Below are 25,867 nucleotides of genomic sequence, written 5' to 3' on the forward strand. Positions count from 1 at the left end.
GACCGTATTCAAATCATGACTGAACGCGCCCAACTGCAACAGGCTCGCCGCCTGGTGGTGAAAATCGGAAGTGCCCTGCTAACCAACGATGGTGAAGGGCTGGACGTGCCTGCTCTGGGCCGCTGGGTAGATCAGATGGCCGCGCTGGTTGCGGCCGGTGTAGAGCTGGTGGTGGTGTCATCCGGCGCTGTTGCCGAGGGCATGAGCCGGTTAGGCTGGACTCGCCGGCCGCAGCAGGCGCATGAATTGCAGGCAGCCGCGGCCGTAGGGCAGATGGGATTGGTACAAACCTGGGAGGCACAGTTCAAGCGCCACGGCATACACACTGCCCAGATTCTTCTGACCCACGACGACCTGTCTGATCGCAAGCGTTATTTGAATGGCCGCAGCACCCTGCGGGCGTTATTGGAGTTGGGCGTCGTGCCGATCGTGAACGAGAACGACACGGTGGTGACCGATGAAATTCGTTTTGGTGACAACGATACCCTTGGTGCGTTGGTGGCCAACGTGGTCGAGGCCGACGGCCTGATTATCCTCACAGATCAACTGGGTCTGTTTGATAAAGACCCGCGTAAACACAGCGACGCAACATTGGTGAACGAGTGCTTCGCCAGCAACCGCAATTTGGATGCTATGGCCGGCAGCAGCGCTGGCGCGCTTGGCCGTGGGGGCATGCAGACCAAGCTTCGTGCGGCGCGGTTAGCAGCACGCTCAGGGGCCTTCACGGTGATTGTGGGCGGGCGCATCGACAATGTTCTGAGCCGGCTGCGTGAACGCGAGGCGCTAGGTACGCTTTTATTGCCGGAGCAGGGCCGTGTAGCGGCTCGCAAGCAGTGGCTGGCCAGTCACCTGCAAACCCGGGGTACTTTAGTGATTGATGATGGCGCGGCGCGGGTGTTGCGACAGGGTGGTCGCAGCTTGCTGCCTGTAGGCGTTACCCGTATCAGTGGTGAATTCCGCCGCGGCGAGATGGTGGCGTGTCTGGATGAGCAGGGTAATGAAGTGGCTCGTGGCCTGGTGAATTACGACGCTGCTGCTGCACGTTTGATTGCTGGTCAGTCCAGTGAACGCATTATGGAATTGCTGGGCTTTATGACCGGTGAAGAGCTGATTCACCGCGACAACATGGTGATTGCCTCTTAGATGGTGGTAGTTTGTTAGCGTGATCTCTCGCCGTTTCTGCAAACATTAAAAAACCGGCCAGCTGGCCGGTTTTTCGTGCACTAAATTGGCTTACGCCGCTTGCAGTGCCTTCACCTTGACATTCAGGCGGCTCTTAATGCGAGCAACCTTGTTCTTGGGGAAGATGCCTTTGTTGATCATGCTGTCCAGAATCGGCTGGGCTTGCAAAAAAGCAGCTTTCGCGCCTTCATAGTTGCCTTCGGCGATTTGAACATGAATCTTTTTCATGTACGTACGAGCCATGGAACGCAGGCTGGTGTTGTGCTTGCGACTGTTCTCGTTTTGACGTGCACGCTTTTTGGATTGCGGGGAATTTGCCACCGTAAAACTCCTGAAAGTACTTGAATTCGTTGCTGAATATTTGGTTTGAGAGCGCCAGATGCAGTTACAGTAACCGTTCAGTCACCCGTATCGCAACTCTCTTTCATCGCGGGCGCGCCAGATCCAGCGCGTCGAAATAAATGACGCGGAATTATGCCGCCAACGGCGAGACTTGTCAAGTCAAAAGTGATCAATGCCAGCGAATGCAAGGCTTGTGATAAACTCCAGTCTCTCCATTTTTTCGGTCAAAACACCATGTCTGAGCAGTCTCCCGGGCCCCAAGGCCCGACACCCGAATCGCCGCGCCCATCAGAGCCGACGGTGCCCGCCGTGAGCGCAATTAAACCTGCGCCGGGCCTGCTGCGTTCATCGGGTGTCGTAGGAATGATGACCATGACGTCGCGGGTGCTGGGGCTGGTGCGGGATATGGTGATTGCTCGCTATTTTGGTGCCGGTGCCGGTGCCGACGCGTTTTTTGTGGCCTTCAAGATTCCTAATTTTCTCCGTCGGTTGTTTGCCGAAGGTGCGTTTTCGCAAGCGTTCGTGCCGGTGCTGTCGTCTTATCGTGAAAACCAGCCGGCGACTGAAGTCAAGCGCCTAGTGGATGCGGTTGCCGGCTCGTTGGGCCTGGTACTGTTGGGGGTCACTCTGGTGGCCATGCTCGGCGCGCCGGTGCTGACGGCGGTGTTTGCCCCGGGTTTTTTAGGTGACGACATAAAATTTGCATTAGCCAGCGACATGTTACGGATCACCTTCCCTTATTTGTTGCTGATCTCGTTGACGGCGTTCGCCGGTGGCATTCTCAACAGCTATGACCGCTTTGCTGTTCCCGCGTTTACACCGGTGTTGCTGAATCTGGCGATGATTGCTGCCGCCGTCTGGCTAGCGCCGCTTATGAACGAGCCGATAATGGCGCTTGCTTGGGGTGTGTTAATTGCCGGTGCGCTGCAACTGTTTTTTCAACTACCGTTTTTGATGCGTCTGGGCTTGATGCCGCGGCCCCGGGTGGATTACCGCCACGAAGGCGTTAGCCGGATTCTGAAGCTGATGGTGCCGGCGCTGTTCGGCGTGTCGGTAAGCCAGATAAACCTGCTGCTGGACACCGTTCTTGCCTCGTTTCTGCAAACCGGCAGTGTGTCGTGGCTGTACTATTCCGACCGCCTTGCGGAGTTGCCTTTAGGGGTGTTCGGCATAGCCATTGCAACGGTGATTTTGCCCAGTTTATCGCGTAAGCACACAGCGGACTCAGCGGATCAGTTCTCCGCCACTCTGGATTGGGCGGTGCGAGCGGTGTTAATCATTGGTGTACCGTCTGCGCTGGCCCTGGGATTACTGGCCGAGCCGCTCATTGCCACTCTGTTCCATTATGGCGAAGTGACTGACTACGATGTGGCCATGTCGGCTCAAAGCCTGCGCGCTTATTCTTCGGGCCTGCTGGCATTCATGGTCATCAAGGTGCTGGCGCCGGGCTTTTTTGCCCGCCAGGACATTCGCACCCCGGTGAAAATTGGCATCATCGCCATGGTCGCTAATATGGTGCTCAACCTGATACTGATCTTCCCCTTGGCGCACGCAGGCCTGGCGCTGGCCACATCGCTGTCGGCCTGGCTTAATGCCTTTTTGCTGTGGCGCGGTTTAAAGGCCATCGGCGCCTGGCGCAGCCAGCCCGGCTGGGGCAAGTTCGGGCTGCAGCTTGCGTTGGCGAACGGCGCGCTGGTGGCGGTGATTTTGTGGCTCAACGCGCCGGTGAATCAGTGGCTGGCGGCCGGCGGCTTTCAACGCTCCCAGGATATGGCAATAATGGTGATTGCAGGCACACTTGCGTACTTTGTTACACTGGCGCTGGCCGGGGTGCGTATAAAACATTTTCGCCACAGGTAAGGTATAATCTCGCGCCTTATCATGTGCCAAACGCTTATGGGCTTTAAATTTTGGCACGATTTTATTGCCGCTATTCCTTGGCAATATTCACTAGCAAAGAGGTTTGCTTTGCATGCGCTTGATTCGCGGCCTGACCAACCTGAAAACGCTGTCGCAATCGGGCGAAGGCCCACTGGCGCGCGGCTGTGTGGCTACCGTGGGCAACTTTGACGGGGTGCACCGCGGCCATCAGGCGATTTTGGAGCAGGTAAAAACACAAGCTGCAAAGCATAACTTGCCCTCGGTAGTGGTGATTTTTGAGCCCCAGCCTCAGGAGTTCTTTCGCGGTGTGGATGCGCCGCCGCGGTTGACCGGTTTCCGCCAGAAATTGGAAGCTTTACGAACGCAGGGTATTGATGCAGTGCTGTGCCTGCGTTTCGACGAGCAGTTCCGCCAGTTTTCGGCCTGGGGCTTTGTGGATAGCCTGCTGATTCAGGGCCTGGCGGTGAAGCATCTGGTGGTAGGAGACGACTTCCGTTTTGGTTGTGACCGTTCCGGTGATTTTAATTTTTTGGAGAAAGTGGGCGCTGACGCAGGCTTTACGGTTGAAAACACCCGTACAGTGGTGATCGAGGGCGACCGGGTTAGCAGCACTCGCATCCGTAAACTGCTGGCTGATAACCAGTTGGATAGCGCCGAACATTTGCTGGGGTGGAAGTATCACATTGCTGGCCGCATTGTTTATGGACGCCAGCTGGGGCGTGAGATTGGCGCGCCAACGGCGAATATCCGCCTGGCCCAAATACCCGCCTTGCAGGGTGTTTACGTGGTAAAAGTAAGGTTGGCCGATGGCGCTCTGCACGACGGCATTGCCAATATTGGCTTGCGACCGACCGTCGACGGCAGACACCCGGCACTGGAAGTGCACCTGTTTGATTACGCCGGTATGCTTTACGGCCAGAGGCTTGACGTTACTTTCCGCCAAGGCCTGCGTGATGAAGTCCGCTTTGAATCGGTGGGCGCCCTGAAAACCCAGATTGCCAAAGACTTTAGCAGCGCTCGGCGCTGGCTTGCTGAGAGCCTGACTGCGAATCGTACTGCGAAAAAAGACTGACCTAAACTGACCCAATAGAGCACGCACAGCCATCATGAGCGATTACAAGCACACTCTGAATCTGCCGGAAACCGCTTTCCCCATGCGCGGTAACCTGGCCAACCGCGAGCCTGAAATGCTCAAACGCTGGCAGGACCTGAACGTATACGCCAACTTGCGCGAACAGCGCGCCGGGCGTAACAAGTTCATTCTTCACGATGGCCCTCCTTACGCCAACGGCAGCATTCACATTGGGCACGCGGTAAATAAAATCCTGAAGGATATGATTGTTAAGTCCCGCGGCTTCATGGGCTTCGATGCGCCTTACGTGCCCGGTTGGGACTGTCATGGCCTGCCTATCGAGCACAAAGTAGAGCAGAAAATCGGTAAAGCCGGCGTAAAAGTGGATTATAAAACCTTCCGTCAGGCCTGCCGTGATTACGCCACCAAGCAGATTGCCGGCCAGAAAGCCGACTTTATCCGCTTGGGCGTGATGGGTGAGTGGGACAAGCCTTACTTGACCATGGACCCGAAAGTAGAAGCGGGCATTGTGCGTGCGCTGGGCAAAATTGTAGACAAGGGCCACTTGGTGCGCGGTTACAAACCGGTCTACTGGAGCGTGGTAGGGCAGTCGGCTCTGGCCGAAGCGGAAGTAGAATATCAGGACAAGACCTCTACCCAGATCGACGTGCGCTTTACCGCAGTGGATCAAGCCAAAGCCCTGTCGCTGTTCAATACCAGCGCCGGTGAAGGCGACGTGTCCGTCGTTATCTGGACAACCACGCCCTGGACCATTCCTGCCAATCAGGCGGTTTCATTGGGCGCCGAGCTGGATTACTCGCTGGTGCAAGCCGATGTTGGCGCCGGTCCGGAGCGAATGATTCTGGCCAGCGCTATGGTAGATGGCGTTATGTCACGCTGGGATGTGGCCGGTTACCAAGTGTTGGCTCAATGTACCGGTGCCCAGCTGGAGCATTTGGCGCTGCAACACCCGGTTTATGACAAACACGTCCCGGTGATTCTGGGCGATCACGTTTCTACCGATGCAGGTACCGGCGCCGTTCACACCGCGCCAGACCACGGTGTGGAAGACTTTGTAGTGGGCAAAGCCTACGGCATTGGCACCCTAAATATGGTTCAGGCCGATGGCACCTACACCAGCGCTACCGGTGAGTTCGCCGGCGTGCACGTATACAAGGCTGATGACCCGGTCTGCAACGCTTTGACCCGGGAAGGCAAACTGGTTCGCAAAGAAAAGTTCCGCCACAGCTTCCCCCACTGCTGGCGCACTAAAACGCCGCTGATTTACCGTGCCACACCGCAGTGGTTTATCAGTATGGAAAAGGAAAACCTGCGCGCCGACGCTCTGGAAGCGATTAAGGGCATTCGCTGGGTGCCTACCTGGGGTCAGAACCGCATCGAAGCCATGGTGCGCCAGTCGCCGGACTGGTGCGTATCGCGCCAGCGCACCTGGGGTGTGCCGATTACTTTGTTTATCCACAAAGAAACTCAAGACCTGCACCCGAACACCCAAAGCCTGATCGAAAAAGTGGCTCAGGCTATCGAAGTCGATGGCATTGATGCCTGGTACGACCTGGATACCCGCGAGCTTCTGGGTGACGACGCCGATCACTACGAAAAAGTGTTGGACACCCTGGACGTGTGGTTTGATTCCGGTGTGACCCACGAATCGGTATTGCGGGTGCGCGAAGAGCTGGGCCAGTTCCCGGCCGATTTGTACCTGGAAGGTTCTGACCAGCACCGCGGCTGGTTTCAATCGTCTTTGAAAACGTCCATTGCCATCAACGGCGTGGCACCTTACAAGCAGGTGCTCACTCACGGCTTTACGGTGGATGGCAAGGGTTACAAAATGTCTAAATCCTTGGGCAACGTGATCGCGCCGCAAGAGGTGACTAACGACCTGGGCGCCGACATTCTGCGCCTGTGGGTAGCGGCCACCGACTACAGCGGCGAAATGACGGTCTCCAAAGACATTCTGCGGCAAAGTGCCGACGGTTATCGCCGCATCCGCAACACCGCGCGCTTCCTGATGAGCAACCTGACAGGTTTCGATCCAGCCAAGCACACAGTCGCCCCGGCCGACATGATGGCGCTGGACCGCTGGATGGTAGATCGCACCCTGCAATTGCAGAACGAAATCCACGAAGACTATGAAAACTACGCCTTTCTGAAGATTTATCAGAAAGTGTACAACTTCTGTGAATCCACTCTGGGCGGCTTTTATCTCGACATCATCAAAGATCGCCAGTACACCACCCAGGCCGATAGCCTGACGCGGCGTTCGTGCCAGACCGCGCTCTACCATGTGGCTGAAGCGCTGGTACGTTGGATTGCGCCGATTTTAAGCTTTACCGCCGATGAAATCTGGCAGCACCTGCCGGGCGAGCGCGGCGAGACCGTATTCTACGAAACCTGGTACCAAGGCCTTAGCGAAATGCCGCAGAGCGTGGAGCTGGGCCGTGATTACTGGCGCGACATTTCTGCCGTGAAAGAAGCGGTGAACAAACGACTGGAAGACGCCCGCAAGCAAGGCGTTATCAAGGGTTCCTTGAGTGCAGAAGTGACGTTATTTTGCGATGGCGAGTTGGCCGAGAAACTAAAGCACTTGGGCGAAGAGTTGCGCTTTGTGCTGATTACCTCGGAAGCGGACGTGAAGCCGGGAAGCGAGGCGGTTGACGCCGAACAAACCGTTTATGAAGGGCTGTCGGTTCAGGTTCGTCCCGCCAGCAATACCAAGTGCGAGCGCTGCTGGCACCACCGCGCCGACGTGGGTAGTCACGCAGATCACCCCGATTTGTGCGGCCGCTGTGTTACCAACGTGTATGGCTCGGGTGAAACCCGCGCCTTCGCCTGATGGGGTCTGCTATGGGAAAATCCGGCGATGGCGCGGAGCCCCGTGCGGGCAAACTGAGGTGGTTGTGGCTGACGGCGCTGGTGATTGCTCTTGATCTGGGCACCAAGGCAATGGCCACCACCATGCTCAGCTATGGCAGCCCGGTACCAGTGATGCCGCTGTTTAACTTTACGCTGCTGCATAACACCGGTGCTGCCTTTAGTTTTTTAGCCGGTGCTGCAGGCTGGCAGCGTTGGTTCTTTGTGATCCTGGCGTTGGTGGTCAGCGTAGTGCTGGTGCTATGGCTGAGAAAGCTGGAACGCCATGAAACCTGGTCTGCCATTGCTTTCGCGCTGATTCTTGGTGGCGCTTTGGGTAATGTGTACGACCGTGTGGTGCACGGTTACGTGGTAGATTTCCTCCATTTTTATTGGCAGAACTGGCACTTTCCAGCCTTTAATTTGGCCGACACCGCCATCACCGTTGGCGCCGCCATGATAATACTCGACACGTTTCGCAAACCCGCCGATGCGGGCACAAAAGGCGACTGACTATTATGAACGAACTCCCTGTAGACAAAGGCACTCGGGTTACCCTGCATTTTGCGCTGAAATTCGACAGCGGCGAAGTGGTTGATACCACCTTCGACAAAACCCCGGCTGTCCTGAATATTGGCGATGAAAATCTGCCACAGAATTTTGAAGCCTATCTGATGGGCATGAAAGCTGGTGACAAAGCCAGCTATCAGGTGCCACCGGAGAAAGCCTTTGGCCAGCGCAACCCCAACAACTTACAGGTGATGAAGCGCCATGTGTTCGGTGCCGACATGGTGCTGGAGCCAGGCGTGGTGGTCTCCTTTGCCGATGCGCGTCAGCAAGAGCTACCAGGTACCATCAGCCGGGTAGAGGGCGACGAGGTAGAAGTGGACTTCAACCACCCGTTGTCTGGGCGTACACTGACCTTCGACGTAGAAATTATAGACGTAGAGCCGGTAGGCCCTGCGCACTGACCTACAGGAACTTTATGCAAATTCGTCTGGCAAACCCCCGTGGATTCTGCGCCGGCGTCGACCGCGCCATTGATATCGTTAATCGCGCTCTGGATGTGTTTGGTGCACCTATTTATGTACGCCATGAAGTGGTGCACAACAAATCCGTGGTAGATAAACTGCGCAAGCGCGGCGCCATCTTTGTGGAAGAGCTGAGCGAAGTGCCAGACGACAAGCTGGTGATTTTCAGCGCCCACGGCGTGTCCCAAGCGGTGCAGAAAGAGGCCGCCGACCGCGGTTTGAAAGTCTTCGACGCTACCTGCCCGTTGGTCACCAAAGTGCATATCGAAGTCATGCGCTACAGCCGTGATGGCAGCGAATGCGTACTGATTGGCCACCATGGCCACCCGGAAGTGGAAGGCACCATGGGCCAGTACAACTTCGCCAACGGCGGCGATATTTACCTGGTGGAAAACGAAGCCGACGTTGCAAAGCTGGACGTTAAAAATCCTGAAAAGCTGGCCTATGTCACCCAAACCACCTTGTCTATGGATGATACCGCCCGAGTAATCGATGCCCTGCGCGCCAAATTTCCGAAGATTGAAGGTCCGCGCAAAGACGATATTTGCTACGCCACCCAAAACCGCCAAGACGCCGTCAAACAAATGGCCGACGACTGCGATTTGATGCTGGTGGTCGGCTCCCCCAATAGCTCCAATTCCAACCGCTTGCGCGAGCTGGCTGAGCGCATGGGCACACCGGCCTATCTGATTGATGAAGCCGCACAAATTGACCCTGCTTGGTTAGACGGCAAAAAATCCATCGGCGTAACCGCTGGAGCTTCTGCCCCTGAAATACTGGTAAGTGCCGTAATCGCACGCCTGCGGGAACTGGGCGGTGAAGTGCCGGTGGAGATTGCCGGGCGCGAGGAGAATATTGTGTTCTCTATGCCGAAAGAGTTGAGAATACTCACCGTCGAAGTTTAACCCCATCTTTTGTAAGGGTCTGCTTGGGCAGGCTCTTCGCAATCACTCTTTGTGTTGCACAATGTGAACAACACCGCGTTTCGTATGTGCGAAAAGCCGTTTGTCGGGCGTGTCCGTCCATTCATCGGAGAGGAGCTGACATTTGCTTCCGCATTATTTAAATTTATGCTGACTTAAAGGGATGGGGCTTATGCGCAGGCAATTCGGTTTCACGCTTATCGAGTTAATGATTACCGTGGCGATTCTGGTAATCCTTGTCACTGTGGCTTTGCCGTCATTTCAGTCGGTGATAACCAGCAACCGGCTGGCAGACGCACGTGACAGTATGCTCTCGGCCATTCAATACACCAAAGGGGAAGCTGTTGCCCGCAACCGCGCTGTGTCCGTATGCTCGTCGGCTGATGGCGCTACCTGCGCCGGCGCCAATGACTGGGGGGATGGCTGGATTGTGGTGACGGATAACAACGCGACTGGCACTACGGTGTCCATTGATGAATTACTGCGAGTGTTTCAGGCTCCGGATACTGCACACGTGACCGTCACCCACGGTGGTGCATCCAGTGCCATCCCCTACATTCGATTTTTGCCAACGGGTATCGCTGACAGTCTAAATGAGCAGAAATATTTCGGTTTTTGCGATCCGTCCGGAAACGGGCAGGCACGATCATTAATCGTTTCCGTTACCACAGGTGCGCTGTCCACAGGCACCGAAGTAGATGCGAATTGCCCATGATACAAACTTCATCTGATTTCAAATTGACCAGAAAACCGGGTGCCGGCCAGGCCGGTGTTACTATGGTTGAAGTTTTGGTTGCAGTGCTGGTTCTGGCGGTTGGCTTGCTTGGCGTTGCAGGCTTGCAGTCTCTTAGCTTGAAGAACACGACAACCGCACACTTTGCGCAGGAAGCGCAAAGTTACAGTGATGACTTGATCAACCGAATTATGGCCAATAACCAGGCCGCCGACACCGGGGCTTATGCGGGTAGTATCGCGACCGTTGCACCAACGCCTGACTGTTCTGCAGGTATTTGCAGTTCTGCGGAAATGGCGTCCTGGGATCTATGGCGCTGGCATTCAGCGCTAACAACGGCGGTGGGTGCGCCGCCGGCGGCCGCAGCTGATGTATCGTGGGATGCCATAGATGAAGAATACAATATTGCAATCACCTGGAATGCTGCTCGTAGTGGTGGCACGTACACCGCCCCGACTTGTACAGCAGCCGATAACAGCTCCGAAGGCTGTTATTTCACCGCTTATCGCCTGAGGTAATCCGATGATAAAACAACGCGGTTTGTCGCTGGTTGAGTTAATGATTGCAATGGCGCTCGGCCTGATCCTGACACTAGGTGTTATCCGCATCTTTATCAGTAGCAAGCAGACCTACACCGTGGTGACTTCACAATCTCAAGCGCAGGAAAACGCAAGGGTGGCGCGGCATTTTTTAGGTAGGGCGCTGCGTCATGCTGGATATTGGGACGACCCTACGGTGTTTAGGGCGTTTCCAGTTCTTGGCGGGTTACTAGAGGAGAATGAAGTTATTACCGTCGCAGATAATGACAGCACCAACAGTAATATCGTGGATGGCACAGATTCCATTGTTGTGCGTTTTAACGGCGCAGCGGACGGTTCCATGACAACCTGCTTGGGCGAGTCATTGGATGAAACACAGATTGCGGTAAACAGATATTATATTGGTGATGCGGGCGCCAGCACACAGGTTCCATCCTTGATGTGCGAAAGTTATGTTATGGGTGTTGCAGCTACGGCTTTACCAGCGCCTACGCGCCAGCCACTCATTACCGGGGTCGAGAATCTTCAAGTCGAATTGGGTTTGGGTGATCAGACCAGCATTCGCGAATACGCCAGCCCTTCAGCGGCATCCATAGATTGGGGTACGGTGAAATCCCTACGTTATGCGCTGTTGACCACTTCGAATCAGAACGCTGCCGGACAAGAAGACACCCGTACTTATAACCTTGTGGATGGTGAAACCGTTACCGCATCGGGCGACAATCGTATTCGTCAGGTACAGCGAGATTCCGTGTACCTTCGTAACTTCCGCAGCCAGTAACGGCAGGAGACAGGTGAATGAAGAAAATCATGACAGTCGTAAACGTACGGCGCCAGTCAGGCGCGGTTCTATTGGTCAGTCTGGTCATGCTGTTACTGCTGACGATTATTGGTTTGAGTGCGGTAGATATTACCACCCTGGATACACGTATTACGGCCAATAGCCGCGACCGGAGTATTGCCTTCGACGCGGCCGAAACCGCGTTAAATGTGGCCACAGAGACCATTGCACCGGGTAAGTCATTGCCGGACTCAAGTACCACCGGCTTCCAAGCTGCGGTTATGGCGGATAACTGGTGGCAGTCTACCGATGCAGTTTGGTGGGGAACGGGAACCAACTCGGAAAACGTTACAGATTATAGTGGGCGCAGTGCGAAACAAAACTATGTGATGGAGCAGCCTATCGAATCGAACACCAATGGGGCGGGCCAGCAAATAGCTGATTTGACCCTTGGCGCAATCAGACCGGTGACCCGTTTTTATCGCGTTACTGCCCGTGGTGAAGGCCCTGGCGGTGCCAGTGTTCATGTGCAGACGATATATGCACGCAAGGTGTATAACAATTCAGCCCAATAGATTACAGCAGATTGTGGCGCTCGGGAGGGCAAGCACATGAACCTAAGAAGAAAAATTAATTTTCTCGCGGCGTTTTCTATGACGTTGATGGCCAGCGGTTACGTGCCTGTTTCTGCGGCGGCGCCTCTGAATCTAGCCAGTCAGCCTCTCTTTCTTGGCTCGACCGCCCCCCCGTTATTGATGCTTAACGTTGGAAAGGATCATAAACTTTATTATGAAGCCTACAACGATGCATCAGACTTGAACAACGACGGTGTGCTCGATGTGGGCTACAAGCCAGAAATAGACTATTACGGTTACTTTAATAGCTACGCTTGCTACGACTACGAGAGCAGCATCTTTGTTCCGAAGAGCATCAAGTCAGACACTGAGAAAACAGCTAAGAATAAAACCTGTAGTAATAGTACGGGCAGTTGGAGTGGCGACTTCCTGAACTACATATCCACAGCGCGTATTGATGCGCTGCGCAAAGTGTTCTTCGGCGGCTTTCGCTCCACAGACACCAACTCCAAGACCGTTCTTGAACGTACCCACATTCCCCAAGACGCCCATACATGGGCTAAAGAGTATCGTAGCCAGGGTGTCGACGGTTACAACATCGACGATTATACACCGCTGAGCATGCCGCCTTTGGGTCGTGGACATCTATTTGGCAATGTTTCTTACTCGGTGGGCGGTGATCCTTTACTGCGGGTTCTCCCGAACACGGTTTTCCGCCCTTGGGAGTGGGCATCTATTGAGCGGCCTGTACTTGGAAATGACTGCGTTGCCGGCATTGGTGGTCCCCGAGTTAGTTGTGAAACGTCGGCAGGTGGCGGTAGTTGGATAATTGCTGAAAGTGCGTTGTTCCAGAATCTTGTAGTCAGCTACTACGATGTGCCGTCCAGTACCAACTCAACTACAAGCGCTTCCCAATTCGATACCCTGCTTAGTAACAATGAGAAGCCCGGCCAGCAGGTTGGCTCCACTCAGAGTTTGTCAACCATTCAGGGTGGTTTAGGAAATCGGGATAATTACATCTCCGTGGTACGCGGAGAAATGGTGATTCCGGAAACCGGGCAGTATGAATTCGCTGTCAATGGTGATGACGCAGTAGACTTCACCATCACATCGCCTGGTGGCACAGACTATACCCCTTTGGGTTGGTACGGAGGCCACGGCGCATGTACAGCGGATAGCTGCAAGGGTGATTATTCTGAAAATTATTCACTGGATGCCGGCACCTACCAAGTGATGTTCCGGCATCATGAACAGACCGGTGGCGACAGTTTTGTGCTTTACCGCAACACCGATAGCGTCTCCTCGAGTTTTGCCGACTACGCTGTGAGAGTTGAAGTCTGTAGATCTGCCGGCCTGCTGGAAGACAACTGCAAAGCCTACAGTGATGATACCAACACCAGTTATAAGCCCACTGGACTGCTGCATGATTATGGTGAGAACAACAGCATCTTGTTTGGGCTGCTGACGGGGTCGTATGAGAACAATCTTCAAGGCGGTGTTTTACGCAAGAACATCAGCTCCTTTCAGGACGAAGTGAACAGTGATGACGGCACCTTTACAGATGTCAACGGTATCGTTTCCACTCTGAGTAAGTTGCGGACTGTAAATTTTCAGACCTCTAATTATCAATATCAGTGTGGTTTTATTACCAACAGGGCGCTCGCAAACGGCGAATGCGAAATGTGGGGCAACCCTATTGCAGAAATGATGTACGAGTCAGTACGTTATTTTTCGGGCAAAACAAGTCCAACAGCCGAGTTTGACATCGGTGCCACAGGCAACAATGACGCTGTGCTCGGGTTGCCGAAGCCCGACTGGGTAAATCCTTACGACCCGACCAATGGCCAGCCCTATTGCGCGGCACCGAATATAATGGTGGTGTCTGACGTAAACGTCAGCTATGACTCGGACACAGTTCCCGGCTCTTCTTTTTCGACCTTTACGGGTGATGTGACCGGGCTGAACGTGACGACACTGTCCGATACCATCACCGCTAACGAATCTGACGTTCCAGGCCTTCACTACATTGGACAATCTGGAGTGGGTGATGATGCAGTTGCGGACAATGCACCGTCAGCAAAAAATGTTGTAAGCCTAGCAACGATTCGCGGGCTCGCGCCCGAGGAGCCGACCAAGCTTGGCAGCTATTATTCGGCTGCGATCAGTTATTATGGCTGGCTCACGGATCTGTTCCCAAACAGAGGCACGGAAAGTGATCCGACAAACATAAATACTTATGCGGTTGCTCTAGCATCGCCACTGCCGCGCATCAACATTCCGCTGTTGGGTGGCAACTCGGTTTCATTGGTTCCTTTTGCGAAATCGCCCGGTGGCGCTGGTATTAATGGGGCTGAGGGACAGTTCCAGCCAACTAATACCATTGTTGATTTTTACGTGGAGAGTATTACCCCAACCTCCGGCAGCTTCCTGATTAACTTTGAGGACGTAGAGCAGGGCGCCGACCATGATATGGATGCGATCGCGCGGTATCAGTATGACTTGAATAATGATGGCACGGTGACCGTTAAGGTCGACTCACTCTATGCCGCTGGCGGTATCGATCAGCATATGGGATATGTTGTTTCAGGTACTTCCAAGGATGGTATTTATCTGGTTGTTCATGACAGAAACGGTAGAGTGCCGACGTACTATTTGGATACCCCTGCGGAAAGAGCCGACCCGGGGGCACCTAGAGGCACTGCGAAATTAACCCTCTCAAGCACGCGTGTCTTTACGCCTAGTGGCGCTGCCGCGGCAACTCTGCTTAAAGATCCGCTCTACTTCGCTGCGAAATGGGGGGGGTTCATTGACAAGAACGATAATAACATTCCCGACCTGACAGAAGAGTGGGACAGCAAGGACAACATTACTCAGGCAAACACCCCGGATGGCGTTCCCGACAATTATTTTCAGGTGACCAACGCGCTGGGCCTGAAAGAACAGTTGAGTACGGCGTTTGATCTTATCCTGGCGCAGGAAGGATCAGCATCAACAGTTACCGTCAACTCCGGTGCGTTGAATACGAATACCCTTTTGTTCCAGGCCGTTTTCAATGCTGACGACTGGTCAGGTGATGTCCTTGCTTACCCAGTTGAAGGCAATGGGCTTGGAACGGAAGTTTGGAAATTTGCGGACGTTTTGAAAAATCAGTTGTCGCCAGTTAATGGTTTTTTAGCCAATCGTGAAGTTGTGACCTACAACCCGGCGGAAGGGGTCGGTGTTGCCTTCACCTGGCCTGTTGACCCGGACGCACTTGCGTCAACCGATATCAGCCAAGCACAGGTTGATGCACTGCGAAGCGGTGTAACTTCCAATGCTGACGATTATGGTAAGTCGCTGCTCAACTTTATTCGCGGTGATCAGAGCGAAGAGGGCGCGAATGTGGGCTCAGAAACCAAATTGGAGTTTCGCGAGCGAGAGACCGTTTTGGGCGATATCGTCAACTCGGACCCGCTGTTTGTGCCGGAGCCTGGTTTTTTCTATCCGGACAACTGGGGCGCTTCGGCTTTAGAGAACAGCAAACCCTATTCGGATTTCCGCCAGGCATTCAAAGATCGCGAGCCTGTTCTGTACTTTGGTGCCAACGACGGGCTTTTTCATGCCATCAATGCATACGCGAACAATAGTGACACCAATGCTGGACCGATCCGCACAGATGGCGGTGAAGAGTTGCTTGCTTACTTGCCATCGCTGGTTACAGACAACTTGAATGCGCTATCTGATCCCAATTACAGTCACCAGTATTACGTTGACGGGCCGTCAACTTACGGTGACGTTTTCTTCAATAACAATTGGCACACTGTGCTGGTTGGGGCGCTTGGGAAAGGTGGTCAAGGCCTGTTCGCGCTGGACATCACCAACCCGAAAGGCACCGTCACAGGTTATCCGAGCTTCGATGAAGCTAATGCCAGTGACCTCGTGCTCTGGGAGTTCTCGGATGCGGACGATCGCGATATGGGTTATAGCTACGGCGACCCGGTTATCGTTCGTATGAACAACGGTGAATGGGCGGCTATTTTTAGCAATGGTTATAACAATACCGAAAATGACGGTATTTCCAGCATTACGGGCAACGCTGTTCTCTACGTCGTAAATATTGAGACAGGCGCGCTGATCAGCAAGCTCGACACCGCAGCTGGCACCGAAGACGATCCGCAGGGCCTGTCACGGCCGAATGGTCTTGCGTCGCCCGCGGTCATCGATGAAGACGGTGACTATATTGCCGACACCATTTATGCCGGCGATTTGTTCGGCAACCTGTGGAAGTTTGACGTGTCCAGTGCCGATAAGGCTAACTGGGGAGTATCATTTGAGTCCACTGATGGTCCGGAGCCATTGTTTGTGGCGAAGGACAGTAATGGTAATGCGTTATCGATTACGTCTAGACCTAGTGTGGGTTCCCACCCAGACTTCTCTATAGCGCCAGATGACGTCATTGTGTACTTCGGCACTGGTAAATATCTGGAGTCAGGAGACAATAATCCAAGCGGCCAGAACACTCAGGGATTCTTTGCTATATGGGATGATGGGACTCAGGTTTCGGGTCGTTCAGATCTTTTGCAACAGTCAATTATTGGTGAAGCGAGTAACGAAGATTTTGACTTCCGCTTGACGACGGATAATGAAATTCGCTGGGAGGAAGTGGTTAGTGGAGCTTCAACGCTGCCAGCCTATCGTGGCTGGTTCATGGACCTGATCAACACCGGAGTCGAAACTCCCGACAACGCAGGAGAGCGCGTCGTTTTTGCGCCGATCATCCGAAATGACAGGATTATCTTCACAACGCTGATTCCAAGCCTTGACCAATGCGCTGCAGGCGGGTCTGGCTGGTTAATGGAAGTGAGTGCGATCAGTGGCGCCCGGCTGCCGCAGTCCCCGTTCGATGTAAATGACGACGGCGTCTTCAACGATGCAGACTTGGTTGATTTCGACGGCGACACCGACAGTGCCCCATTGCCAACCAGTGGTATTCGCAAAGCAGGTGGCCTTGAAGGTGGGTCCGGCATTCCGACTCCGCCGGCGATACTTGATGATCCTGAATGCCCGAACGGAGTCTGCAGCGAGCTTAAGTTCACCGGTACGTCTAAGGCTACTGTTGAATCCATACGGGAGTCGTCCAGCCCATACTCGCAAGGACGACAAAATTGGCGTGAGGTTAACTGATGGATCAGAAACACGTTTTCAATGGTCAGACTGCCTGGTTCCGAGATGGAACCAGACAGAAAGGCTTTACTTTGATCGAGGTTATGATTGTCGTGGCGATAATCGGCATTCTTGCCGCTATCGCCATTCCCTCTTATCAGAGCTATGTACAAAAAGCGCGACGCGTTGATGCGCAGGCCGCGTTGACTGAAATGGCCCAGGCAATGGAGGCGGCTTATGCTCGCAATTTTAGCTACGAAGGGCAGGCTACAGGCCCAGCGGATACAGGTGCACCAAGCGCTGCAATTTTGCGAAGCTCGAGCGTGGACTTCTACACCCTGACTATCAGCGCCGCCGCGAAAAACTCGTACGCACTGAGCGCAGCGCCCAGTGGAGCACAGGTACAAGACAAGTGTGGCACGCTGAGTATAGACAATACTGGCCAAAAATCTGCAAATAAGGGCGGTACCGCTGTCAGTGATTGTTGGTGATGTATGTTGCTCAGCTAACAGCTAACAGCTAACAGCTGATGGGTGTTCCAGGGGATCGCTCTTCGATACCGTCGCCGTTGAAATCCGCGGACGTGCGGATGCGTCCAGCAAATGAAATTACAAGAGCTCGTCCGCCTTCGGTGAAAAGTGGATGACAAAACTCTACAGAGCCAGCTGTCCCATGAGCCGTGCCGATGGTGTCAAACTGAAAATGGGCACGGCTGGCGGGGCGCTTGGTCAGCTTCCACTGGCCGAGGTCGACGTCGATACGGCGCAATGTCAGTTCATGGCTATCTAATTGACCATTTTTATTGTTGTCTATAAAAGCCGTGATAGAGCCACTCCAGTCGTTATGGCACATATCCGAGTTGTCTAAAGGACAAACGGTAATGAGTTGTTGCTGATGGATGGCTTCAAGTCGTGCGAAGTTAAACAGTGTCAGCAGATCGTTACGAACCTGGTCTGCTTTGTTGGAGCGGGCTAGTTGATCAAAGGTGGGTAGGGTAAAACTGAGCAAAATACTGGTTATGGCAACGCAGACCATCAGCTCTGGCAGGGTAAACCCTTCACTGTAAGTTGGGTATCTCACGGTTAAAGTCCTTTTTGGATTTTTAGATGCTCGTCCTGAGCAATCTCAGATTACCGTATCCGGCAGTGTGTTTTGTTAATCCAGTCCCAACTTCTTCAACTTATACCGCAACGCCCGAAAACTAATCCCCAGCTTTTTCGCCGCCGCCGTCTTATTCCAGCGCGTTGCCTCAAGCGCCTGCTCAATAGCTTTGCGCTCTATGCCTTCCAGATATCCCTCAAGGTCCAGGCCCTGCTCCGATAGTTTGATATCCTCCGTTGCCATTACCTCGCCCGTAGGTGCTAGCCAAGACGGATCAATATGGCTGCTAGAGCTGCCCAGCTGAAGGTCGCTGCTATCAATAACGTCACTGTCGCAAAGGGTAAACGCCCGCTCTAGTATGTTTTCAAGTTCGCGCACATTACCGGGAAAATGGTAGCCCTTTAAATAGTCGATGGCGGCGTCGGAAAGAGCGATAGGAGTGCACTCGTATTCGCGAGCAATGCGCTGCAGGATGTGCCGGGCCAGCAGCGCTATGTCGCCGCTGCGTTCACGCAGGGGCGGCACGCGAATTTCAATCACGTTAATGCGATAGAACAGGTCCTGTCGGAACAGGCCATTCTGCACCAGCCCCGGAAGGTCTTTATGGGTGGCGCTAAGCACGCGAATATCCACCGGCACTTCGTGGCTGTCGCCCACAGGGCGTACGGCTTTTTCCTGAATGGCCCGCAGAAGTTTTACCTGCATGGGCAATGGCAGGTCAGCGATTTCATCCAGAAACAGAGTGCCGCCCCTGGCGCTTTGAAACAGGCCTGCTTTGTTATCGACGGCTCCGGTAAAGCTGCCTTTTTTGTGGCCGAAAAATTCGCTTTCCATTAGCTCAGAAGGAATGGCACCACAGTTCACAGCTATGAACGGCCCGTCACATCTGGGGCCCTGCTGGTGAATGGTGCGCGCGACCAGTTCTTTACCGCTGCCGGATTCGCCTTGAATAAAGACCGGCGCCTGGCTGCGGGCAAGTTTGCGGGCCTGATTGCGTAACGTATGAATCTGGGCGGAATTGCCCAGCAGCAAGCCATGGTCGCTATTGTCTTCCTGAGCAGGCTCCGGGTTTTGGGCCAGTTTCAGGGCGGTGTTGACTAGCTCTCGAAGCCGCGGTAATTCAACGGGCTTTGACACAAAATCAAAAGCACCTGCTTTCAAGGACTCAATAGCGGTGTCCATACTGCCGTAGGCGGTTATAACGGCGACTGGCGTGTTGGGCGCATGCTGCTGAATCCATTGCACCAGCTCTATGCCTTTGCCATCTGGCAGGTTCATATCGGTCAGGCACACATTTGGCGTGTGCTTTTGCATGCCCGCGATGCCCTCGGCTAGAGTGCCCGCAGTGACTGTGTTCAGGCCCATGCGACTGAGAGTGATCTCTAGCAGGTCACGGATGTCGGGTTCGTCGTCCACGATCAGCGCGGTAAGTTTGGTCATATGGTCCTTCAGATGATACGCCCGGGGTGCGCAAACATAATGCGAAAGCAGCAACCTGGACGTTTGGTGTTAATCAACGACAGGTGGGCCTGATTCGCCTCACACAATTCTTTTGCCAGATAAAGGCCCAGTCCGGTGCCGCTTTTGTCGGTTGTAAAAAACGGTTCGAATACAGACGACGTGTTTTCTTTGGCAATTCCCGGGCCGTAATCCTTGATATCAATAAAAGCGCAGGCACCGTCAGCGGCGATTCCGGTGATTATTTCTATTTTAGCCTCGCCACAATGCAATTGACTGAAGCGTAGGCCATTGTCGCATAGGTTGATAAGAATTTGTTCCAACTGGCTGGTGTCGAAACGTGCTGAGGGGTGAGTGTCAGGCTGAACGCTAAGGCGGATAAGCACGGATTTATGTGGACTGCGGGATTGCACGAAACCGTCACGAAACTGTTCTAACCAGGGCTGTAGGTCAATTAGCTCGGCGGCTGAGGCTTCACGGCGAGATACACCCAGCACATTCTCTATAATGGCGTTCACACGTTTTGAGTGGCGATGAATAATCGCCAGCATCTTTTGGTCTGTGTTATCCATATTCGGCGACTCGTCCAAAAGCTGCGCTGCGTGGCTGATTGCACCCAGCGGGTTGCGAATTTCATGGGCGATGCTGGCCGTTAACTGGCCTAGTGAGGCCAGTTTTATCTGTTGCGCCTGCTGGGTTACGCGGCTGATATCTTCTAGAAACACCAACACCAGCTCCCCGCTGTTTTGGTCCAGGTGCGCAAACGTGGCTTGGATGGGCGGCGACGTGATTGTGGGCTGAAACGGCGCGATGATTTGTTGCGGATGCAGCAGCCAGCTTTTGAATCCGGTTAGCAGGCTTGCGGGCAGAAAGTGCGCGCCCGTTGTTTTCTCGATTTCTGCTGACTGCGCAGAAAACGTATACCCTGCCAGCATCTCGCTGGCAGCGGTGTTCATTAGGCGAACCTGGCCTTCACGGTCTAACACCAGTATACCGGTGCGCATGCGCTGAATGATTTGTTGGTTAATCTGCTCCAGCTCGGCGAGGCTACGGGCACGACTGTTGGCAAGAGTTTCGCTGCGGCGCAGGCGGATGGCGATGTATTGCAATGCAGCGGCAGTCACAAAATAAACAATACCCAATGACCCGGCACTTACTACGTCATCGGCGCTTTTGCCCTGTTCCAGCATGGCCCAAAGTGCAATGGCCAGTGAACTGAGAGTGGCTAAGGCAGCGTAAAATGTACCCATGCGCCCTGGCGTCATGATGTTGCCAGCGGCGACTGACACGATCACCAGGTTTGCCATGCCATTGGTGATGCCGGAACTGCTGACCAGCAGGCCATGAATAATCAGTATATCCAGCAAAATGGAGACGCTGATGTTGCGCTCACTGGGCTGGAAACCGGTAAGCATTAACACGGCTATAAAGGCGTTTACGGCCAGATAGGAGATTACCCCTGCCTGAAAGTAGTCCAGTTGGCGGAAGCGGCCGTCAAAACTGGTGGTATCCACCAGCAGTAGCCCGATAAGCAATATGCCCAGCACCAGACGATAGTAGTTATAAACCCGAAACAGCTCGCCGCGCTGGCGTGTGCTCAGCAAGTCGCCGGCACTGGCCACTGGTGCCGTCGTTTTGGAAAGCGTGGAAGACGCTGTCATAAAGTGTGCCATATACACGGTGGAGGCAGCATTTAGCTGCCAGTAGTAGTGGTGGTGTCGACGCTTACGCCCACTAAGGGCGCTGCCGCAGACTTGGCGCGGCTGCGTATTTATAATAGCCTTTTTTAAGGCATCAGTAACAGGAACCGACCTATGTCGTTAACAGCGGACCAGCCCCGATCCCCACAAACAACGGGCCCTTTGCGCTTGGTGATGGTTCAACAGGATTTTTTGGTCGGTGACATACCGGGCAACGCCCAGCGGATTGTTGCGGCGGTAAGGCAAGCCGATGACCAGCACCGGGCTGACATTGTGGTATTCCCCGAGTTGGCGCTGACCGGCTATCCACCAGAGGATTTGTTGCTGCGGCCAAGCCTGGACATTCGCGTACAAGCGGCAATCGATGAAATCTGCGGGGCAGGGTTGGCACCGGTTGTGGTGTTTGGTGCACCGGTGCGTGAAGACGGCAAACTCTATAATGCTGCGCTGGTGATGGAAAACGGCAAGATTAGCCATCGTTATTTCAAACAGTGCCCGCCTAACTATCAGGTTTTTGATGAAAAACGCTATTTCGCCAGTGGGTTTGAATCATTGGTTGTCAGTTTGCGGGGCGTTGATGTCGGTATTACGGTGTGCGAAGACTTGTGGGCAGAGGGTCCGGTTGAGACTGCCGCAGCAGCTGGCGCAAAACTGGTGCTGAATCTGAATGCGTCGCCGTACTCCCAGGGCAAGCAGCTACGGCGTAAAGCTCTGGTTCAACGTAAGGCCAAAGCCGCTGGTGTGCCTATTGTGTACGTCAACCTGGTTGGCGCTCAGGACGAGTTGGTGTTTGATGGTGGCTCGCTGGTGGCCGATGGCAAAGGCGAGATTGCTGCAGAAGCACCGCAGTTTGAACAGGGCCTGTTCATAGTAGACTTTGAATGTGGAGAAACCTGCCAGCCGGTTACTCAACCATTATCACCGCCGCTGTCCGCAAGCGCGGCGGTTTATCAAGCGTTGGTGATGGGTGTTCGGGATTATGTCGGGAAAAATGGCTTCAAGTCTGTGGTATTGGGTTTGTCAGGGGGTATCGACTCGGCGCTGACGTTGGCCATAGCAGTGGACGCGCTGGGCAATGCGCAGGTGCGGGCGGTGATGATGCCGTTTCGCTACACCTCGGATATTAGCCTGCAAGACGCAGAGGCCCAAGCCAGCACTATGGGCGTGCACTACGATGTGTTCTCAATCGAACCCATGTATGATGCCTTCATGACAACCTTGGCCGAGCCCTTCACCGGCACCATCGTAGACACCACCGAGGAAAATCTTCAGGCTCGCCTGCGGGGTGTTTTGCTGATGTCGCTGTCGAATAAATTTGGCTCTTTGGTGCTGACCACGGGCAACAAAAGCGAGATGGCGGTCGGCTACTCTACTCTTTATGGCGATATGGCCGGCGGCTTTGATGTGCTCAAAGATGTTACTAAAACCCAAGTGTTTGAGCTGTCGCGTTATCGTAATACGGTGGCGCCGGTTATACCCGAACGGGTGATTACACGGCCGCCGTCGGCTGAGCTGGCGCCAGACCAGAAAGATGACGACAACCTGCCAGGTTATGACGTTCTGGATGCCATTTTGCAGCGCTATGTCGAACAGGATGAAAGCGCCGAAGTGATTATTGCCGCAGGCTTTGATCGCGCGGACGTAGAGCGGGTGATTCGTCTGGTGGATATCAACGAATACAAGCGCCGGCAGGCGCCAATCGGTATGCGGATTTCAGAGCGGGGCTTCGGTAAAGACCGCCGTTATCCCATCACCAACGCTTGGAAAAGCGGCGTATAAAAAATCGGAGGCCGTTTATGGCCCCCGATTTAGCGACCTGCGCACAGCGACGTTATTAATCGCCCATCAGTCCAAAGGTGATCACGCTGGTAAGGGAGCGGTTCTCTTTGCGCAGAATATCGGGCTCAAATTCCCCGTTTTGGTTAAACGCTTTGCTGTCCGGAAAGTTTTTCCGCAGCAGCGAAATGGCGTCTTGGCTGCCTTTGCTTATGTCCATAAAGCGAAATGTCTCCGCTAGAATAACGATGGCTTCTTCAACCACGGGCGAGCTGGGGTAATTCTCCACCACATAGCGGGCGCGGTTGTTGGCTGCAATATAGGCTTCCCGCGTGATGTAATAGCGAGCGGCGTGAAGCTCCAACTCGGCCACACGGTTGCGCACCGCAATCATCCGTTGGCGAGCATCGGCGGCGTACAAGCTGTCAGGATAGCGGTTGAGCAACTCGGAAAAGTCGCGGAACGCCTGCAGCTGTTCGCCCGGCGCCCGAGCATTGGCGTCTATCGGGAAGTAGCGCGCGGCCAATCCAATGTCCAGGTTGTAAGAGGCCAGGCCACGCATGTATAGGGCGTAGTCACCGTGTTCGCTTTGCGGGTTCAGTCGCAAAAAGCGATCCGCCGCAGCGCGGGCGCCTTCCAGATCAAGATTCTGGTAGCGTGCAAAAATAAGATCAAGCTGGGCTTGCTCGGCGTAGCGGCCAAACGGATAGTAGGTTTCGAGAGCATCCAGATTGGTTTCCGCTTCGTTGAAATTGCCCGAATCCATGGCGCTGCGGGCGTTCTCGTAATAGGTTTGCTCGGGTAATACCTGCTCTTGCTTATTTGTGGCGCAGGCGCTGAGTAACACAACCACTACGGACACTACCCATAAACGGACAACTGATCTCATGCCGGAATCCCGTATAATGTCGAAAAGTTCAAAGAGCCTCCATTGTAACGGGGAAGGCACTGGATGTGCAGTAGAAGCACAGCAGAAGCCCGGCTGTTTGTCATAATATACGCCAAACGTAACACAACCAGGCCCTGGGGGCTTAATGTCAGCTGAAAACCGAATTATCGCCAGTTTTGTAATACCACCCAAACTGAGCGACAAGCGCCTTGACCAGGCCGCCGCAGAGCTAATGCCCGAGCACTCACGCTCGCGCCTGCAATCTTGGGTAAAAAGTGGCGCCCTGACTGTGAACGGCGGTCAGTGCAGGCCCCGTGACAAAGTGATGCTGGGTGACAAACTCGAGCTGGATGCCGAACCGGAAGCGCAGGTGACCTGGCAGGCAGAAGCCATCACTCTGGATATTGTTTATGAAGACGAGCACATACTGATCATCAACAAGCCAGCCGGTTTGGTGGTGCACCCGGCGGCTGGCCATGCCGACGGTACCTTGGTGAACGCCATACTAAATATAGCGCCGGAAGTAGAAAATCTGCCGCGAGCCGGCATTGTGCACCGCCTGGATAAAGATACCTCCGGCGTTATGGTGGTGGCGCGCAGCCTGATTGCTCACACTTCGCTGGTAAACCAGCTGCAAACCCGCACCATGGGCCGTGAATACGAAGCCGTTGTAGTAGGCACCCTGACTGGCGGCGCTACTGTGGATGCCCCAATCGGGCGCCACCCCACCGAACGTAAAAGAATGGCGGTGGTGAAATCCGGCAAGCCGGCCGTTACGCACTACCGCGTGATTGAGCGCTTTGCCGCTCACACTCACGTACGCTGTAAGCTGGAAAGCGGACGTACCCACCAGATTCGTGTGCATCTGACCCACGTAAAACACCCGCTGGTGGGCGATCCTGTCTACGGCGGACGCCTGCGTTTGCCCAAAGGCACCACCGAAGAATTACGCGAAGTGCTGTCTGGCTTCCATCGCCAGGCCCTGCACGCGCGTCAGCTGACCCTGGAACACCCGCAAACCGGCGAAACAATGAGTTGGGATGTACCCTTGCCAGAGGATTTTCAGCTGCTGCTGGCAGCACTGCGTAAGCACGTAAAAGATATGGAAAGCGATGAATTCTGATCTGCCGTTAATCGCGCCGGTCTGGCCAGCTCCGGCCAGCGTGCAAGCGTTCAGCAGCACCCGCCAGGGCGGCGTTAGCGCGGCGCCCTGCGATCAACTGAATTTGGGCGGTCACGTTAACGACTGCCCTCAGCACGTAGCCGCCAACCGTCAACGGTTGGCGGAACATCTTGGTTTGTCGGCGCAACGTTTCGCCTGGTTAAACCAGGTGCACGGAACCGTGGTTGTCGAAGTAACAGCTCGGAACCTAAGCCAACTTCCGCCCGCTGACGCCAGCTATACCCGCGAACCTGGCGTGGTGTGCGCCATCCTTACCGCCGACTGCCTGCCGGTCCTACTCTGCAACCGCCAAGGAACGATAGTCGGTGCAGCCCACGCCGGCTGGCGCAGCCTGTGTGGTGGCGTGTTAGAAAACCTGATAGCAGCAATGGCTGAACCCGCCGAAAATCTGATGGCCTGGTTCGGTCCTGCCATCGGCTCCGACCAGTTTGAAGTAGGACCAGAAGTGCGCCAGGCGTTTATCAACCACGGCCCGCAAGCATCCAGCGCGTTCGCAAGCCGGGGCGCACGTCCCGGCCATTACATGGCCGACATTTACCAACTGGCAAGGCAGCGTTTGCAACAAGCGGGCGTTAGCTCGATAGATGGTGGCGGCCTATGCACCGTTAGCGATGCCCAGCGCTTCTACTCCTTCCGCCGCGACGGCCAAACCGGCCGAATGGCCACGCTGATCGCTTTTCAGTAAAGC

At 54.5% G+C, this 25,867-nt stretch carries 21 protein-coding genes; 16 read left to right on the top strand and 5 right to left on the bottom strand.

Annotated elements, in window-relative coordinates:
* Positions 1-15 precede the first annotated feature (15 nt).
* Complete coding sequence (gene proB, locus ABA45_RS03765) at positions 16-1,143, top strand: glutamate 5-kinase (RefSeq protein WP_048384385.1); 1,128 nt, start codon at positions 16-18, stop codon at positions 1,141-1,143.
* Between the two features lie 90 nt (positions 1,144-1,233).
* On the opposite strand, the gene rpsT is transcribed toward proB, so the two are convergent.
* Positions 1,234-1,503 carry a 30S ribosomal protein S20 gene (gene rpsT, locus ABA45_RS03770; protein WP_014870022.1) on the bottom strand — a complete coding sequence of 90 codons (270 nt, stop codon included), beginning with the start codon at positions 1,501-1,503 and terminating at the stop codon, positions 1,234-1,236.
* Between the two features lie 384 nt (positions 1,504-1,887).
* Here rpsT and murJ point away from each other — a divergent pair, with 384 nt between their 5' ends.
* The 12 genes from murJ to ABA45_RS19220 all read left to right on the top strand — a co-directional run bounded on the left by murJ (position 1,888) and on the right by ABA45_RS19220 (position 17,563).
* Positions 1,888-3,384, top strand: a complete 1,497-nt coding sequence (gene murJ, locus ABA45_RS03775; RefSeq protein WP_264753031.1) for a murein biosynthesis integral membrane protein MurJ — start codon at positions 1,888-1,890, stop codon at positions 3,382-3,384.
* A 112-nt stretch (positions 3,385-3,496) separates the two neighbouring features.
* Positions 3,497-4,477, top strand: coding sequence for a bifunctional riboflavin kinase/FAD synthetase (gene ribF / locus ABA45_RS03780; RefSeq protein WP_048384386.1), 981 nt, complete (start codon positions 3,497-3,499; stop codon positions 4,475-4,477).
* Between the two features lie 34 nt (positions 4,478-4,511).
* A complete protein-coding gene (gene ileS, locus ABA45_RS03785) occupies positions 4,512-7,331 on the top strand; it encodes an isoleucine--tRNA ligase (RefSeq protein ID WP_048384387.1) in 2,820 nt (939 codons plus the stop codon).
* The gene (lspA, locus tag ABA45_RS03790) at positions 7,331-7,861 is read left to right on the top strand and encodes a signal peptidase II (RefSeq protein ID WP_048384388.1); all 531 of its coding nucleotides are present in this window, start codon (positions 7,331-7,333) and stop codon (positions 7,859-7,861) included. The genes ileS and lspA overlap by 1 nt, the downstream gene beginning before the upstream one ends.
* Positions 7,862-7,866: 5 nt before the next feature.
* Complete coding sequence (locus tag ABA45_RS03795; protein WP_048384389.1) at positions 7,867-8,319, top strand: FKBP-type peptidyl-prolyl cis-trans isomerase; 453 nt, start codon at positions 7,867-7,869, stop codon at positions 8,317-8,319.
* Between the two features lie 14 nt (positions 8,320-8,333).
* Positions 8,334-9,284 (top strand): 4-hydroxy-3-methylbut-2-enyl diphosphate reductase, encoded by a 951-nt coding sequence (gene ispH / locus ABA45_RS03800; RefSeq protein ID WP_048384390.1) that lies wholly within the window; start codon positions 8,334-8,336, stop codon positions 9,282-9,284.
* 190 nt (positions 9,285-9,474) lie between these two features.
* Positions 9,475-10,017, top strand: coding sequence for a GspH/FimT family pseudopilin (locus tag ABA45_RS18230; RefSeq protein ID WP_053076114.1), 543 nt, complete (start codon positions 9,475-9,477; stop codon positions 10,015-10,017).
* Positions 10,014-10,553 (top strand): type IV pilus modification protein PilV, encoded by a 540-nt coding sequence (gene pilV, locus ABA45_RS03810; RefSeq protein WP_053076115.1) that lies wholly within the window; start codon positions 10,014-10,016, stop codon positions 10,551-10,553. The genes ABA45_RS18230 and pilV overlap by 4 nt, the downstream gene beginning before the upstream one ends.
* Positions 10,554-10,557: 4 nt before the next feature.
* A complete protein-coding gene (locus ABA45_RS03815) occupies positions 10,558-11,355 on the top strand; it encodes a PilW family protein (RefSeq protein WP_048384391.1) in 798 nt (265 codons plus the stop codon).
* A 17-nt stretch (positions 11,356-11,372) separates the two neighbouring features.
* Positions 11,373-11,930 carry a pilus assembly PilX family protein gene (locus ABA45_RS18235; protein ID WP_053076116.1) on the top strand — a complete coding sequence of 186 codons (558 nt, stop codon included), beginning with the start codon at positions 11,373-11,375 and terminating at the stop codon, positions 11,928-11,930.
* Between the two features lie 36 nt (positions 11,931-11,966).
* Positions 11,967-17,093 carry a pilus assembly protein gene (locus ABA45_RS03825; protein ID WP_048384392.1) on the top strand — a complete coding sequence of 1,709 codons (5,127 nt, stop codon included), beginning with the start codon at positions 11,967-11,969 and terminating at the stop codon, positions 17,091-17,093.
* Positions 17,093-17,563, top strand: coding sequence for a type IV pilin protein (locus ABA45_RS19220; protein ID WP_053076118.1), 471 nt, complete (start codon positions 17,093-17,095; stop codon positions 17,561-17,563). Before ABA45_RS03825 ends, ABA45_RS19220 begins: the two co-directional genes overlap by 1 nt.
* Positions 17,564-17,591: 28 nt before the next feature.
* Here ABA45_RS19220 and ABA45_RS18240 read toward each other — a convergent pair whose 3' ends face one another.
* The 3 genes from ABA45_RS18240 to ABA45_RS03845 form a co-directional block, all read right to left on the bottom strand.
* Positions 17,592-18,152 carry a GspH/FimT family pseudopilin gene (locus tag ABA45_RS18240; RefSeq protein WP_053076119.1) on the bottom strand — a complete coding sequence of 187 codons (561 nt, stop codon included), beginning with the start codon at positions 18,150-18,152 and terminating at the stop codon, positions 17,592-17,594.
* A gap of 75 nt (positions 18,153-18,227) precedes the next feature.
* On the bottom strand, positions 18,228-19,613 hold the full coding sequence (locus ABA45_RS03840; RefSeq protein ID WP_048384393.1) for a sigma-54-dependent transcriptional regulator: 1,386 nt from the start codon (positions 19,611-19,613) through the stop codon (positions 18,228-18,230).
* 8 nt (positions 19,614-19,621) lie between these two features.
* Positions 19,622-21,292 carry a sensor histidine kinase gene (locus tag ABA45_RS03845; protein WP_048384394.1) on the bottom strand — a complete coding sequence of 557 codons (1,671 nt, stop codon included), beginning with the start codon at positions 21,290-21,292 and terminating at the stop codon, positions 19,622-19,624.
* A 153-nt stretch (positions 21,293-21,445) separates the two neighbouring features.
* Between ABA45_RS03845 and ABA45_RS03850 the strand changes: the two genes are divergently transcribed.
* Positions 21,446-23,110 (top strand): NAD+ synthase, encoded by a 1,665-nt coding sequence (locus ABA45_RS03850; RefSeq protein ID WP_048384395.1) that lies wholly within the window; start codon positions 21,446-21,448, stop codon positions 23,108-23,110.
* 55 nt (positions 23,111-23,165) lie between these two features.
* Here the strand turns inward: ABA45_RS03850 and ABA45_RS03855 are convergent, their stop codons facing one another.
* Positions 23,166-23,996 carry an outer membrane protein assembly factor BamD gene (locus ABA45_RS03855; RefSeq protein ID WP_048384396.1) on the bottom strand — a complete coding sequence of 277 codons (831 nt, stop codon included), beginning with the start codon at positions 23,994-23,996 and terminating at the stop codon, positions 23,166-23,168.
* A gap of 145 nt (positions 23,997-24,141) precedes the next feature.
* Between ABA45_RS03855 and rluD the strand changes: the two genes are divergently transcribed.
* Together rluD and pgeF are read left to right on the top strand one after the other, a co-directional pair.
* Positions 24,142-25,119, top strand: coding sequence for a 23S rRNA pseudouridine(1911/1915/1917) synthase RluD (gene rluD, locus ABA45_RS03860; protein WP_014870038.1), 978 nt, complete (start codon positions 24,142-24,144; stop codon positions 25,117-25,119).
* Positions 25,109-25,864 carry a peptidoglycan editing factor PgeF gene (pgeF, locus tag ABA45_RS03865; protein WP_048384397.1) on the top strand — a complete coding sequence of 252 codons (756 nt, stop codon included), beginning with the start codon at positions 25,109-25,111 and terminating at the stop codon, positions 25,862-25,864. The genes rluD and pgeF overlap by 11 nt, the downstream gene beginning before the upstream one ends.
* The last annotated feature ends 3 nt before the right edge of the window (positions 25,865-25,867 follow it).

This window comes from Marinobacter psychrophilus, from assembly GCF_001043175.1.
GTDB lineage: Bacteria > Pseudomonadota > Gammaproteobacteria > Pseudomonadales > Oleiphilaceae > Marinobacter > Marinobacter psychrophilus.